13 protein-coding genes are annotated in these 13835 nt (G+C 32.5%); 9 read left to right on the plus strand and 4 right to left on the minus strand.

What is annotated here, in order from left to right:
• Nucleotides 1–157: 157 nt before the first annotated feature.
• Nucleotides 158–538, minus strand: a complete 381-nt coding sequence (gene kapB / locus AC3WQX_RS01710; protein ID WP_023350606.1) for a sporulation phosphorelay system protein KapB — start codon at nucleotides 536–538, stop codon at nucleotides 158–160.
• A gap of 65 nt (nucleotides 539–603) precedes the next feature.
• On the opposite strand from kapB, the gene AC3WQX_RS01715 reads away from it, so the two are divergent.
• The 5 genes from AC3WQX_RS01715 (at nucleotide 604) to AC3WQX_RS01735 (ending at nucleotide 6137) form a co-directional block, all read left to right on the plus strand.
• On the plus strand, nucleotides 604–1197 hold the full coding sequence (locus AC3WQX_RS01715; protein ID WP_002433133.1) for a peptidylprolyl isomerase: 594 nt from the start codon (nucleotides 604–606) through the stop codon (nucleotides 1195–1197).
• Between the two features lie 228 nt (nucleotides 1198–1425).
• The gene (ygs, locus tag AC3WQX_RS01720) at nucleotides 1426–1806 is read left to right on the plus strand and encodes a S1 domain-containing post-transcriptional regulator Ygs (RefSeq protein WP_002433374.1); all 381 of its coding nucleotides are present in this window, start codon (nucleotides 1426–1428) and stop codon (nucleotides 1804–1806) included.
• Nucleotides 1807–2138: 332 nt separating this feature from the next.
• Complete coding sequence (locus AC3WQX_RS01725) at nucleotides 2139–3266, plus strand: NADH-dependent flavin oxidoreductase (protein WP_002469920.1); 1128 nt, start codon at nucleotides 2139–2141, stop codon at nucleotides 3264–3266.
• Nucleotides 3267–3593: 327 nt separating this feature from the next.
• Nucleotides 3594–4784 (plus strand): ornithine--oxo-acid transaminase, encoded by a 1191-nt coding sequence (locus AC3WQX_RS01730; protein ID WP_023350605.1) that lies wholly within the window; start codon nucleotides 3594–3596, stop codon nucleotides 4782–4784.
• A 108-nt stretch (nucleotides 4785–4892) separates the two neighbouring features.
• A complete protein-coding gene (locus AC3WQX_RS01735; protein ID WP_023350604.1) occupies nucleotides 4893–6137 on the plus strand; it encodes a Glu/Leu/Phe/Val family dehydrogenase in 1245 nt (414 codons plus the stop codon).
• Nucleotides 6138–6378: 241 nt separating this feature from the next.
• On the opposite strand, the gene AC3WQX_RS01740 is transcribed toward AC3WQX_RS01735, so the two are convergent.
• The 3 genes from AC3WQX_RS01740 to AC3WQX_RS01750 all read right to left on the minus strand — a co-directional run bounded on the left by AC3WQX_RS01740 (nucleotide 6379) and on the right by AC3WQX_RS01750 (nucleotide 10146).
• Nucleotides 6379–7356 (minus strand): glycerophosphodiester phosphodiesterase, encoded by a 978-nt coding sequence (locus AC3WQX_RS01740; RefSeq protein ID WP_370684875.1) that lies wholly within the window; start codon nucleotides 7354–7356, stop codon nucleotides 6379–6381.
• 218 nt (nucleotides 7357–7574) lie between these two features.
• Nucleotides 7575–8951: an argininosuccinate lyase gene (argH, locus tag AC3WQX_RS01745; RefSeq protein WP_023350602.1), complete on the minus strand. Its 1377-nt coding sequence runs from the start codon at nucleotides 8949–8951 to the stop codon at nucleotides 7575–7577.
• Complete coding sequence (locus AC3WQX_RS01750) at nucleotides 8941–10146, minus strand: argininosuccinate synthase (protein WP_002433255.1); 1206 nt, start codon at nucleotides 10144–10146, stop codon at nucleotides 8941–8943. The genes argH and AC3WQX_RS01750 overlap by 11 nt, the downstream gene beginning before the upstream one ends.
• Before the next feature lie 350 nt (nucleotides 10147–10496).
• Between AC3WQX_RS01750 and AC3WQX_RS01755 the strand changes: the two genes are divergently transcribed.
• The 4 genes from AC3WQX_RS01755 to lepB (AC3WQX_RS01770) all read left to right on the plus strand — a co-directional run bounded on the left by AC3WQX_RS01755 (nucleotide 10497) and on the right by lepB (AC3WQX_RS01770) (nucleotide 13770).
• Nucleotides 10497–11828: a glucose-6-phosphate isomerase gene (locus tag AC3WQX_RS01755; RefSeq protein WP_023350601.1), complete on the plus strand. Its 1332-nt coding sequence runs from the start codon at nucleotides 10497–10499 to the stop codon at nucleotides 11826–11828.
• Between the two features lie 246 nt (nucleotides 11829–12074).
• Entirely contained in the window at nucleotides 12075–12650 is a 576-nt protein-coding gene (locus tag AC3WQX_RS01760; protein ID WP_002433402.1) for a TVP38/TMEM64 family protein, read from the plus strand.
• 4 nt (nucleotides 12651–12654) lie between these two features.
• On the plus strand, nucleotides 12655–13173 hold the full coding sequence (gene lepB / locus AC3WQX_RS01765) for a signal peptidase I (protein ID WP_023350600.1): 519 nt from the start codon (nucleotides 12655–12657) through the stop codon (nucleotides 13171–13173).
• Between the two features lie 21 nt (nucleotides 13174–13194).
• Nucleotides 13195–13770: a signal peptidase I gene (gene lepB, locus AC3WQX_RS01770; protein ID WP_002433408.1), complete on the plus strand. Its 576-nt coding sequence runs from the start codon at nucleotides 13195–13197 to the stop codon at nucleotides 13768–13770.
• Nucleotides 13771–13835: the final 65 nt, after the last annotated feature.

The raw sequence follows: 13835 nt of genomic DNA on the forward strand, positions 1-13835 counted from the left end.
TTATGACTTACATTATACATGAATGCTCTTAGTCTGAAAAACCTCTTAATCGCTTGAAGGCATTGATTTTGAGGGACTGTTAAATAAGAAGAAACACGTTAAATTTCACAGAAAAAATTTAAGTTTTGTAAACGTTCACGACATTTTTAAAAGAATTTTAGACAAATTCTCTTTTATATTGAATTGAATAATCCTCTTTAAGTTCATTTAAATTTTTAAGTGAGAGACGTGCATGTTCAGAATCATCATCCTTTAATTGATGTTCTAAATCTGTAATAGCTTGTTGAAGTGAATCCTCGTAATTCATTTCTTCTACATTGAATTCTCGTAGCTGTGAACGTTTTGCATATCGTTTTTCAAAGTGGCTTAAAGCCTTACGCTCATGAAAGTAGACACCTTTAGTTTCGTTAGGATTATGTAAATCACCTTGTTTAGGGTGTTTAATGACTTGTTCAACTTGTACTAAAACCTGATCGTCATTCTCTTCTCTAATAGTTACACCATAACTACCAGTCTTGTGAGAAAATCGATATAACATGCTATATTCCTTCCTTTCAAATGTGTTAAGATATGCTTATATCATAACATGAATGGAGAATTTAAATGGCGAACTATCCTCAGTTAAATACAGAGATTCAAGATAACGAAATTAAAGTCGTTATGCATACAAATAAGGGAGATATGACTTTTAAACTTTTCCCAAACATTGCCCCTAAAACAGTTGAAAATTTTGTGACACATTCTAAGAACGGATATTATGATGGCGTGACATTCCATAGAGTAATCAATGATTTTATGGTTCAAGGTGGCGACCCAACTGCTACTGGTATGGGCGGTGAAAGTATCTATGGTGGAGCATTTGAAGATGAATTCTCTTTAGAAGCTTTCAATTTATACGGTGCACTTTCAATGGCAAACGCTGGACCAAATACTAATGGTTCTCAATTCTTTGTAGTCCAAATGAAAGAAGTTCCTGAAAATATGCTAAATCAATTACTTGATGGTGGCTGGCCTCAACCTATAGTTGAAGCTTATGGTGAAAAGGGTGGTACACCTTGGTTAGACCAAAAACACACAGTATTTGGTCAATTGATTGATGGGGAATCTACTTTAGAAGATATCGCTAATACTAAAGTAGGCGCTCAAGATAAACCAGTTTATGACGTGGTTATCGAATCTATCGACGTTGAAGAATAAGATTAAACGTTAAAATGTTTTAAATGAATTAAAGCTTTAAGTCATTATATGTCTGGTTGATGTATATGACTTAAAGCTTTTTTTGTAGCTTTAAAATAGATTAAAAAGGTACGCGTTACACAACAATTTTTAGAATAATTGAAATTTATTATCGTTTTAGTTAGTCCATAAAAATGATTTATGCTATGATATGTGTGTTAAGAAAAATCGAAATAAGGGGTTATCACGTTGAATAATCACTATAAAGTAGGTCAACATATCAAGGTACGTGTGACTGGTATTCAACCGTATGGCGCATTTGTTGAGACCCCTGACCATACTGAAGGACTAATCCATATCTCTGAAATCATGGATGACTATGTCCATAACTTGAAGAAATTTCTATCTGAGGGACAAATTGTAAAAGCTAAAATTTTATCCATCGATGATGAAGGAAAATTAAACTTGTCTTTAAAAGATAATGATTACTTTAAAAATTATGAACGTAAAAAAGAAAAACAGTCAGTCTTAGATGAAATAAGAGAGACGGAAAAGTATGGGTTTCAAACACTTGAAGAACGCTTACCGGTCTGGATCAAACAGTCTAAACGTGCCATTCGTAACGACTGAATGACTGTACATTCGTGCCAATATGTGATGAACTCACTAAGAGTAATTCATCGCATCATAACGATAATCTTTACGATATATAGTCGTAGGATTATCGTTTTCTTTTTGTCTTAAAAGCAATTTTTAATTTATAAATTTAAATACGTTCTATCTTTGAAAAAATAAAAAGTGATACTAAGGAACACAGATTTAAGAAATCTGCGTAATCTCAACTAATTACCTTTCTAAAGGTAAAGTTTCGATAAAAATGCACGTGCAAGCAAAAAATTAGAGATATTTAAAACTTGCATGATATAGTCGTGACAACATAAAAACAAGGAGAGTATTAACACATGAATAATAAATATAAATCTTTATTCGAACCACTCGTGTTACCTAATGGTGTAGAATTGAGAAATCGTTTTGTTTTAGCTCCATTAACTCATATTTCATCGAATGATGATGGAACGATTTCTGATGTAGAAATTCCATATATTGAAAAACGTTCTAAAGATGTAGGACTTGCTATTAATGCTGCAAGTAATGTTAATGATGTTGGGAAAGCTTTCCCAGGACAGCCCTCAGTAGCTCATGATTCTGACATTGAAGGCCTAAAAGAACTTGCAAAAGCAATGAAGAAAAATGGTGCGAAAGCAATAGTACAAATTCACCATGGTGGTGCTCAAGCTTTACCTAATCTAACACCACAAGGTGATGTTGTCGCACCTAGTCCTATTACACTCAAGAGTTTTGGTCAGCAAGAACCTCACGAAGCGCGTGAGATGACTTCTGACGAAATAGAACAAACGATTAAAGATTTTGGAGAAGCAACAAGAAGAGTGATTGAGGCAGGTTTTGATGGTGTAGAAATCCATGGCGCGAATCATTACCTTATCCACCAATTTGTGTCACCTTATTATAATAGAAGAAACGATGTTTGGGCAGATAATCTTAAATTCCCAATGTCAGTTATAGAAGAAGTTGTTAAAGCTAAAAAAAAATATGCTAATGATGACTTCATAGTGGGTTATAGATTGTCACCTGAAGAAGCAGAATCTCCAGGTATATCAATGGAAATTACTGAACAACTTATTAATCAAATTGCGAATCAACCGTTAGATTATATTCATATTTCTCTCATGGACGTTAATTCTGAAACACGAGATGGTAAATACAAAGGTGAAAATCGTCTTAAACTGATTCATCATTGGATTAATGGTCGTATGCCTCTTATTGGTATTGGCTCAATATTTACACCTGAAGATGCGTTGAATGCCATTGACAATGTCGGTGTAGAACTTGTTGCGTTAGGTCGTGAAATTCTTCTTGATTATGACTTTGTCGGCAAAATTAAAAATGGACAAGAAGATGAAATTATTAGTGAATATGATCCGAATAGAGAAGATCGTCATGAGTTACCACCAAATTTATGGAAACAATTTGATGAAGGATTCTATCCATTGCCTCGTAAAGATAAATAAACATTTCAATACTAAACCAAGTTCCAACTTAATAGAGGGACTTGGTTTATTTTTTATTCTAAAAGGTTGTAAGTTATAAATTAAAAGTTGTGGAAATATTGTAAATTTTGCTTGTAAATTGTAGCAATATTGTGTCATTATATTTGTAAGGGCTTTCAAAGATGTTGGTGTTCACTTTTGATGTGTTTAATTATTGATTTAAAATAGCCGACGCAAAAATTTTTAGAGGGTATTTCATTTTCAATAAAATAAAGCTTGAGAGCCGTTAGAAATCAGTTATGATATTGTTAATAAGTTTCATAATTTTGATAACAAAGGGGAGATATTATGACTAAATCTGAACAAATTATTGAATTGACTAACCACTATGGTGCACATAACTATGTACCACTTCCAATCGTTATTTCGGAAGCGGAAGGTGTATGGGTTAAAGATCCAGAAGGAAATCAATATATGGACATGCTTTCAGCTTATTCTGCGGTAAATCAGGGACACCGTCATCCTAAAATTATTCAAGCTTTGAAAGAACAAGCAGATAAAGTGACTTTAGTTTCTCGCGCATTTCATAGTGATAACTTAGGGGAATGGTATGAGAAAATTTGCAAATTGGCTGGTAAAGATAAAGCATTACCTATGAATACTGGTGCTGAAGCAGTCGAAACTGCATTAAAAGCAGCTCGACGTTGGGCTTATGATGTTAAAGGGATTGAACCTAACCAAGCCGAAATCATAGCGTTTAATGGTAACTTCCATGGTCGTACAATGGCTCCAGTATCACTTTCATCAGAAGCTGAATATCAACGCGGTTATGGTCCTTTACTAGATGGTTTCCATAAAGTTGATTTTGGTGATGTTGATAAGTTGAAAGAGGCAATTAATGAGAACACTGCAGCGATTTTAGTTGAACCTATTCAAGGGGAAGCTGGTATTAATGTACCACCAGAAGGTTATCTTAGAGAGATTAGAGAATTATGTGATGAACACAATATTTTATTTATTGCAGATGAAATCCAAGCAGGTCTAGGTCGTTCTGGTAAACTATTTGCTACAGATTGGGATAATGTTAAACCAGATGTCTACATTTTAGGAAAGGCTTTAGGCGGAGGCGTGTTACCAATTTCTGTAGTTTTGGCAGATAATGAGGTGCTTGATGTATTTACACCAGGATCACACGGTTCAACATTTGGAGGTAATCCGCTTGCTTGTGCAGTTTCTATTGCAGCATTAGATGTAATTATAGATGAAGACTTGCCGGGCCGTTCATTAGAACTAGGTGAATACTTCAAGGGTGAGCTTCAAAAAATTGAACATCCTTCAATTAAGGAAGTTCGCGGAAGAGGTTTATTCATTGGTATAGAGCTTAATGAAAGTGCTAGACCATATTGTGAAGCCTTAAAAGAAAAAGGTTTATTATGTAAAGAAACGCATGATACAGTAATTAGATTTGCACCACCATTAGTTATCACTAAAGAGGAATTAGACCTAGCATTAGATAAAATTAGAAGTGTATTTGAGTAAGTTCAAAAACTTGTAACATTCGCTTTGTAAACCCTTTAAAAAGCGTATACTTGTGTTACAATAAAATTTGAAAGCGAAATCATTAGTTAAAAAGAGGCGAATAGGATCATGACTGAGAATAATAATTTAGTGACTTCCACTCAAGGGATTATTAAAGAAGCATTACACAAATTGGGATTTGACGATGGAATGTACGATCTTATTAAAGAACCATTAAGATTTTTACAAGTTCGCATTCCAGTTCGCATGGATGATGGTACAGTTAAAACTTTTACTGGATATCGTGCACAGCATAATGACGCCGTTGGACCTACTAAAGGTGGGGTACGTTTCCACCCAGAAGTTGATGAAGAAGAAGTTAAAGCGTTATCAATGTGGATGACGTTAAAATGCGGTATCGTTAACTTACCGTATGGTGGTGGTAAAGGTGGTATCGTTTGTGACCCACGTCAAATGAGTATTCATGAGGTTGAACGATTATCTCGTGGGTATGTAAGAGCTATTTCTCAATTCGTTGGACCAAATAAGGATATTCCAGCACCAGACGTATTTACTAACTCACAGATCATGGCATGGATGATGGATGAGTATAGTGCACTAGATAAATTTAACTCACCAGGTTTCATCACTGGTAAACCTATCGTTTTAGGTGGTTCAGAAGGTCGAGACCGTTCAACAGCTTTAGGTGTTGTTATTGCAATTGAACAAGCAGCCAAACGTAGAGGTATGAATGTTAAAGACGCTAGAGTAGTTATTCAAGGTTTTGGTAATGCTGGTAGTTTCTTAGCTAAATTTTTATATGACTTAGGTGCCAAAGTAGTTGGTATTAGTGATGCTTATGGTGCATTACATGACCCTAATGGTTTAGATATAGATTATCTATTAGATCGTCGTGATAGTTTCGGTACAGTGACTAACTTATTTGAAGAAACAATCTCTAACCAAGAATTATTTGAATTAGATTGTGATATTTTAGTACCTGCTGCAATCTCTAATCAAATTACAGAAGATAATGCGCATGATATTAAAGCTGACATTGTTGTTGAGGCGGCTAATGGTCCAACAACTCCAGAAGCTACACGTATTTTAACTGAAAGAGGTATTTTACTTGTTCCAGACGTATTAGCAAGTGCTGGTGGAGTGACAGTATCTTATTTCGAGTGGGTTCAAAATAACCAAGGTTACTACTGGACAGAAGAAGAAGTTAATGAAAAATTACGTGAAAAATTAGTCACTGCATTTGATACAATTTATGAATTAGCTCAAAACAGAAAAATTGATATGAGACTTGCCGCGTATATTGTAGGTATTAAACGTACAGCAGAAGCTGCTCGTTATCGTGGTTGGGCTTAATATTTACAACTATATAAAGAAAGTGATAGGCAAACCTGCAACTTGTAATGAGTTGTAGGTTTTTTAAAGTTAAGAACCAGTTGAGAACTTCCGAAAAATATAAATAAATATATATATTTCAGTTTAAACAAGAAGTACTGATAAAACTGATGATAAATCTTAGTGAGGGTTTTAACGACATATTAAAAGACCTTGTGACATAGTTTAAATATCTCACAAAGTCTTTTTTAATAAGAGATTATTATTGTTGTTTTGAAACTGCTTTATATAAATCAGCATAGTTAGTGAAGACGCCATCTACACCATACTGATTTAAACGTCTCATATCATTAACTTTATTTACTGTATACGGGTGTACTAGGAAACCTAAATCTTTTAAGTGTCTAGTATTTTTTATATTCAAGTCCGTGTATTCTGGACCGACACCCACTGCATATGATTTAATCGCTTTTAAATCTTGTTCTGAAGCGTTTGTTAATTCGAATTTATTCATTAGTTTAATTAAAGGTACATTCGGATTCATTTGATGTAATTTTTGTAAGCTATCTCCGGAAAATGATTGCAACATCACATGTCCATTTTTTAATGAACTATTTGTTAACATACCATGTTGATTTAGAGTATTAAGTAATTGTTTTTCCATTCCTGGATAAACATTCGGTGATTTTGTTTCAATATAATAGTTGGCATTTTTGCCATATCTATCTAAAATTTCATCTAACGTAGGTACTTTTGCATTTTTATAATTCTTGTTGGCATATTTAGGATTTGCTTTGTTAAACCAACTTCCAGCATCAAGCTGTTTTAATTGTTTTAAAGTATAATGATCTACGCGTCCATGGCCATTTGTAGTACGATTTACCGTTTCATCATGCATGGCAACTAAATGACCATCTTTTGTACGTTGTAAATCAATTTCTATGTAAGAAGCGCCTAATTCATTATGACTTTTATCATAAGATTGAAATGTATGTTCAGGAGCATAACCACTTGCACCTCTATGAGCTATAGTTGTATATTTTTCTCCTGTAGGATTAGTAGACCAGTGAGGATGTGAATCGTTTGTTTTTCCACTTACTGAATCAGATTCAGGTTGACGTTTAAAATGGTTATCTTGAGTTGTATTAGTTGTTTGTTGTGTTTGACTTTGATTGGCTTTAACTCCTCTAGTATTAAGGAAGTTAGAGGTAGTAATACAAATGATACCTATAAATAGCACGACCAAACTCGTCAAAACTATTCTTTTAGATTTGAACATAAAAACATCCTTTCAAATTGATGTGATAAATATAAATTACACCATTTTAAAAGGATGAAAAAGAGAATGTGAGAAATTTTATATAAAATTTACTAACTTCAAATATTATTAAAAAACTTAATTAATATTTAACAAATTTCGAAGGTGTCATAACATCATTCAATCATATTTCAAAGATATTAAGCTAATAATGATTTTGCTACATTCAATTGATGTTTAACGGAATCTTGTCCTGTTGAGCCGTAACTTTTACGACGTTTTAAACAATTTTCAGGTTTTAAATAGTCATAAATATCTTCATTAATGCTAGAATGCTGTGCTTGATACACTGATAACGGTACATCAAGAAGATAAATACCTTTGTGAATACAATTTAGCACGATTTTACCAACAATTTCATGTGCAGTTCTAAAAGGAACCCCTTTACTTACTAAGTAATCTGCAAGCTCAGTGGCATTTGAAAAATCTTTTTTTACAGTTTCACTTAATCGATCAGTATTAACAGTCATTGAAGCTATCATACCTTCAAAGATACGTAGAGAACCTTTGACCGTATGAATTGCATCGAATAAACCTTCTTTATCTTCTTGTAAATCTTTGTTGTAAGCTAGAGGCAAACCTTTAAGCGTAACTAGCATACTCATTAAGTGACCTGCCGTTCGTCCAACTTTCCCTCTAATTAATTCTGCCATGTCTGGGTTCTTCTTTTGAGGCATAATAGATGATCCAGTTGAAAAAGCATCTGATAGTGTTATAAATTTAGCTTCATCCGTAGACCAGAAAATAATTTCTTCAGCAAAACGAGATAGATGAACCATAGTTAATGAAATATTATGCAACGTTTCGATAATGTAATCACGGTCGCTCACTGCATCGAGACTATTTTCATAAATATTAGCAAAATCTAAAAGGGCTTGTGTTTCATGTCTATCTATTGGGTGAGTTGTACCACTTAAAGCAGCAGCGCCTAGTGGTGATATATCGATACGTTTCAGACTATCATTGAAGCGTCCTTTATCACGCTCTAACATCCAGAAGTAAGTCATTACATGATGTGCAAAAGAAATAGGTTGTGCACGTTGGAGATGCGTATATCCTGGCATTATCGTATCTACATGTTCTTCAGCAAGTTTAATTATTTCATGTTGAAATGATTTGATTAATTCGATAATATTTTGAACTTCTTCTTTTGTATATAAATGCATATCTGTAGCAACCTGATCATTTCTACTACGTCCTGTATGCAATTTACCACCAGTTTCCCCAATACGTTGAATCAACTCATGCTCAATATTTAGATGTATATCTTCTAATGATGCTTTGAATTCAATATTACCTTCATTAAAATCCTTTTGAATATTTTTTAGTCCTTGAATGATAGACTGAGCTTCATCCTGTGTAATGATATGTTGATTCGCAAGCATTGTGGCATGTGCAATACTACCTTGAATATCTTGATTAATTAAATTTTTATCAAATTCGATTGAAGCATTAAAGTCATCAACCCAATCTTCTGGTTGAGCTTCAAATCTACCTCCCCAAGCTTTACTGCTCATCACTATAACCTCCATGTAACATTGCATTTACTTGTGTTGGTAATCCATAGATGTCAATAAATCCTACTGCCGCTTCTTGATTGAATGCATCTTCTTTAGTGTAAGTAGCAAGTTTCTCATCATATAAAGTAAATGGTGATTTTCTACCGTTCACTATTGAGTTGCCTTTAAATAATTTAACTCTTACGTCACCTTCTACATATTGTTGCGTACTATCAATAAAGAGTTTCAAACTATCTGTAAGAGGTGAGAACCATAGTCCATTATAGATTTGTTCTGAAAATTGCTTTTCAATAACTGGTTTAAAGTGAGCAACATCCTTTGTTAAAGTAATTGTTTCTAGCGCCTTGTGAGCTTTGAGTAATACTTCAGCACCAGGAGTCTCATAAATCTCTCTAGATTTAATACCCACCATTCTATTTTCAACGTGGTCAATTCTTCCAATACCATGTTTACCAGCTAATTCATTTAAGTAAAGAATAAGGTCATCGAGTTGATAATCTTTACCGTCAATTTGAACTGGAAGTCCTTTTTTAAATGAAATAATAATCTCATCTGCTTTATCAGGTGTCTGTTCTAGAGGTGTAGTTAAGTCAAATGCATCCTCAGGTGGAGCAGCATAAGGATCTTCTAAAATACCACATTCATTTGCTCTTCCCCATAGATTTTGGTCGATAGAGTAGGGAGAATCGTGATTGATTGAAACTGGAATGTTATGTTTGATTGCGTAATCAATTTCTTCTTCTCTACTCCAAGCCCACTCACGTACAGGTGCAAATGCTTTTAAATTAGGGTTTAATGCTTTAATAGCCACTTCAAAACGTACTTGATCATTTCCTTTACCAGTACATCCATGTGCAATTCCAATAGAATTAGTTTTCTCAGCGATTTCCACTAGCTTTTTAGCAATTAATGGACGAGAAAGTGCAGAAACTAGGGGATATGCATTTTCATACATTAAATTTCCTTTAATTGCATAACTTACATAATCTTCACTAAATTCTTTTGTTGCATCTATAATGTGACATTCAATAGCTCCCATATCTAATGCTTTTTGATATACAACATCAAGATCTTTACCTTCTCCTACGTCTAAGCAACATGCTACGACGTCGTATCCTTTATCAATTAACCATTGCACTGCAACGCTTGTATCTAAACCGCCAGAATAGGCTAAAACAATTTTTTCTTTCATAAGTTTACACCTCTAATAAATTTTCAGAATTTTAATATGGATACATCATAGCAGATTACAGATGAAAATAAAACCATTTTATTACATAAATATTCAAAATGCGATAATGATGTAATGGGTGTATCAATTATTAAACTTTGTAATAACGGTATTTTTAATATATTTAAAAATTCTGTAAAATGAATATAAGATTAATAAAGAAATTAATGATAAAAACTATAAATAACTTGTAATTTAACTTAAAAATTCACAGAACAATCATTTTTCAGTCATTGAGATAGTCTTTGGAATTGAATAGCTCATTTAAACTTAGTAGAATTAAAATAGTACACATCATAGGAGGCAATAAGATGACTCATATTCAATTAGATTATGGTAAAACCTTAGAATTTTTCGACAAACATGAATTAGAACAACAAAAAGAAATCGTTAAAACGATTCATCATACAATTCATAAAGGTAATGGTGCAGGTAATGACTTTTTAGGTTGGTTAGACTTACCAGTAGATTATGACAAAGAAGAATTTTCAAGAATAGTGGAAGCATCAAAACGTATTAAGTCTAATTCTGATGTACTTGTTGTAATTGGAATCGGTGGTTCATATCTAGGTGCGAGAGCAGCTATTGAAATGCTAACTTCATCATTCAGAACAAGTAATGAATATCCAGAGATTGTATTTGTAGGTAATCATTTATCATCAAGTTATACTCAAGAATTAGTAAATTATTTAGCTGATAAAGACTTTTCAGTAAATGTAATCTCTAAATCAGGAACAACTACTGAACCAGCAGTTGCATTTAGATTATTTAAACAATTAGTCGAAGATAAATATGGAAAAGATGAAGCGAAAAAACGAATTTTTGCGACTACAGATAAATCAAAAGGTGCTTTAAAACAATTAGCAGATAATGAAGGATACGAAACTTTTGTAGTACCTGACGATGTAGGTGGAAGATATTCAGTTTTAACTGCAGTAGGTTTATTACCAATCGCAACAGCTGGTATTAATATCGAATCAATTATGATTGGTGCAGCTAAAGCACGTGAAGAATTATCATCTGAAGATTTAGAACAAAATATTGCATATCAATACGCAACTATTCGCAATATTTTATATAGCAAAGGTTACACAACAGAAATGTTGATAAACTATGAGCCTTCTATGCAATATTTTAATGAATGGTGGAAACAATTATATGGTGAATCTGAAGGTAAAGATTTCAAAGGTATCTATCCTTCAAGTGCCAATTACACAACAGACTTGCACTCTTTAGGACAATACGTACAAGAGGGTCGTCGTTTCTTATTTGAAACAGTTGTGAAAGTTAATCATCCTAAACATGATATTACTATTGAACAAGATAGTGAAGATTTAGATGGATTAAATTATTTAGCTGGTAAAACAATTGATGAAGTTAATACGAAAGCTTTTGAAGGAACACTATTAGCGCACACTGATGGTGGTGTTCCTAATATCGTAGTTAACATACCTCAACTAGACGAAGAAACATTCGGCTATGTCGTGTATTTCTTTGAACTTGCGTGTGCAATGAGTGGTTATCAATTAGGAGTTAATCCATTCAACCAACCTGGTGTAGAAGCTTATAAACAAAATATGTTTGCATTACTAGGTAAACCAGGATATGAAGATAAGAAAAAAGAATTAGAAGATCGCTTATAATTTTTCGATTGTAAGTTATCATTCGAATATAGTAATTTTATAGCCAAGGCTTGAGAATATTTCTTAAGTTCTTGGCTTTTTTCATACTCTGTTTGAGATTTTATAATTAATTTTCATATAAATACCAAAAAGAGTATTTATCACTAAAATTTGATTTATGTTGTGAACAAAATTTAGTTGTTTCAAAAAGCGTAAAATACCACTATAATAATAAAGTAATATTAACCCTAGAAAGGATTTGATGTTTTGTCGTTTCATCAATTAGAAGAATGGTTTGACATATTTCGGCAATTCGGATACATTCCTGGGTTCATTATGCTCTATTTAAGAGCAATTGTACCTGTGTTACCTTTGACACTCTATGTTGTGTTATTAATGCACGCTTATGGGTCAATTCCGGGAATTATCATCAGTTGGTTAGGCATCGTAACTGGTACATTTACTGTATTTTTAGTGTGTAAGAAATTAATTAATACTGAAAAAATGAAAAATGTGAAGAAAAGAAAATCTGTACAAAGACTTATAAGTTTTATAGATAGACAAGGTTTAATACCTTTATTTATTTTACTATGTTTTCCATTTACACCTAATACATTGATTAATTTAGTAGCAAGTTTATCTCATATTAAGGTAAAGTATTATTTTATTGTTTTAACTATTTCAAAACTTATTTCAATTACTATTTTAGGAGTAATGGGAAGAGAAGTAACTACTATTTTTACTAATCCTATTCGCGCATTAATAATGTTATTATTACTCGTTGCACTTTGGTTTATTAGTAAAAAAGTGGAAAAATATTTTATGGGTTCTACTAAGGAGTGACAATGTGCAACGCACGATTAAATATTTGATTTCCTTAATTTTTGCAATTATTATTGTACTATTCATTCAAACATTTATTGTTGTTGGGGCGGTTATACCAAATCATGATATGTCTCCAACTATGAAGAAGGATGATAGAGTAATTGTTAATAAAATAAAGGTGACTTTCGATTTACTTAAAGATGGGGATGTTATCATGTATAGTCGTGACAATAAAATCCATTTTAGTAGAATTGTTGGTAAACCTGGAGAATCAATTGAAATTAAAAATCATAACTTATATAGAGATGATAGACGCGTCAATCAACAATATGGTGAAAATAGACAAATAAATAATATTGCATTACGAGATATTAAAGATTCAGATGGAGATACTGTACCACCTGATTCATATTTTGTATTAAATGATAATGATGATAAAAAATCAGACTCAAGACGCTATGGTTTAATTGATAAAAAAGATATCATTGGCGATGTGAGTTTAAAATATTATCCTTTTAAAGACTTTGCCTATGATTTTTAGAAATTAGAAGAGGTGTGAAAATTGAAAAAAGAAATAGTAGAATGGATTGTCGCCATTGCCGTAGCGCTAGCACTTATATTTGTAATTGGGAAATTTATTGCTAAGCCGTACACTATTAAAGGTGATTCAATGGATCCTACACTTAAAGATAGTCAACGTGTAATGGTAAATATTATTGGTTATAAAATTGGTGGCGTGAAAAAAGGTAACGTCATTGTTTTCCACGCTAATAAAAAGGATGACTATGTAAAACGTGTTATTGGAACGCCAGGCGATAGTGTTCAGTATAAAAATGACACTTTATACATCAATGGAAAGAAACAAAAAGAACCATATTTAAATTATAATGAAAAGCGAAAACAAACCGAATATATTACAGGAACATTTAAAGTTAAAGACTTACCAAATGCTAATCCTAAAACAAATGTAATACCTAAAGACAAATACTTAGTTTTAGGTGATAATCGTGAAGTAAGTAAGGATAGTCGCTCATTTGGTTTAATTGATAAAGATCAAATTGTTGGTAAAGTATCATTTAGATTCTGGCCGTTTAACGAATTTAAATCAAATTTTAATCCGGAAAATACCAAAAATTAAAAAGTATACAAAATGATTTTAATAATGGGGATGTCTATAATTAAAAATTATAGACGTCTCCATTT

The sequence above is a fragment of the Staphylococcus sp. FW104-15G4D genome, assembly GCF_058790135.1.

Bases quoted from the DNA above. Each gene is read 5' to 3' on its own strand.
- kapB (WP_023350606.1), bottom strand. From the start codon at position 538: ATGTTATATCGATTTTCTCACAAGACTGGTAGTTATGGTGTAACTATT.
- AC3WQX_RS01715 (WP_002433133.1), top strand. From the start codon at position 604: ATGGCGAACTATCCTCAGTTAAATACAGAGATTCAAGATAACGAAATT.
- AC3WQX_RS01725 (WP_002469920.1), top strand. From the start codon at position 2,139: ATGAATAATAAATATAAATCTTTATTCGAACCACTCGTGTTACCTAAT.
- AC3WQX_RS01730 (WP_023350605.1), top strand. From the start codon at position 3,594: ATGACTAAATCTGAACAAATTATTGAATTGACTAACCACTATGGTGCA.
- AC3WQX_RS01735 (WP_023350604.1), top strand. From the start codon at position 4,893: ATGACTGAGAATAATAATTTAGTGACTTCCACTCAAGGGATTATTAAA.
- argH (WP_023350602.1), bottom strand. From the start codon at position 8,951: ATGAGCAGTAAAGCTTGGGGAGGTAGATTTGAAGCTCAACCAGAAGAT.
- AC3WQX_RS01750 (WP_002433255.1), bottom strand. From the start codon at position 10,146: ATGAAAGAAAAAATTGTTTTAGCCTATTCTGGCGGTTTAGATACAAGC.
- AC3WQX_RS01755 (WP_023350601.1), top strand. From the start codon at position 10,497: ATGACTCATATTCAATTAGATTATGGTAAAACCTTAGAATTTTTCGAC.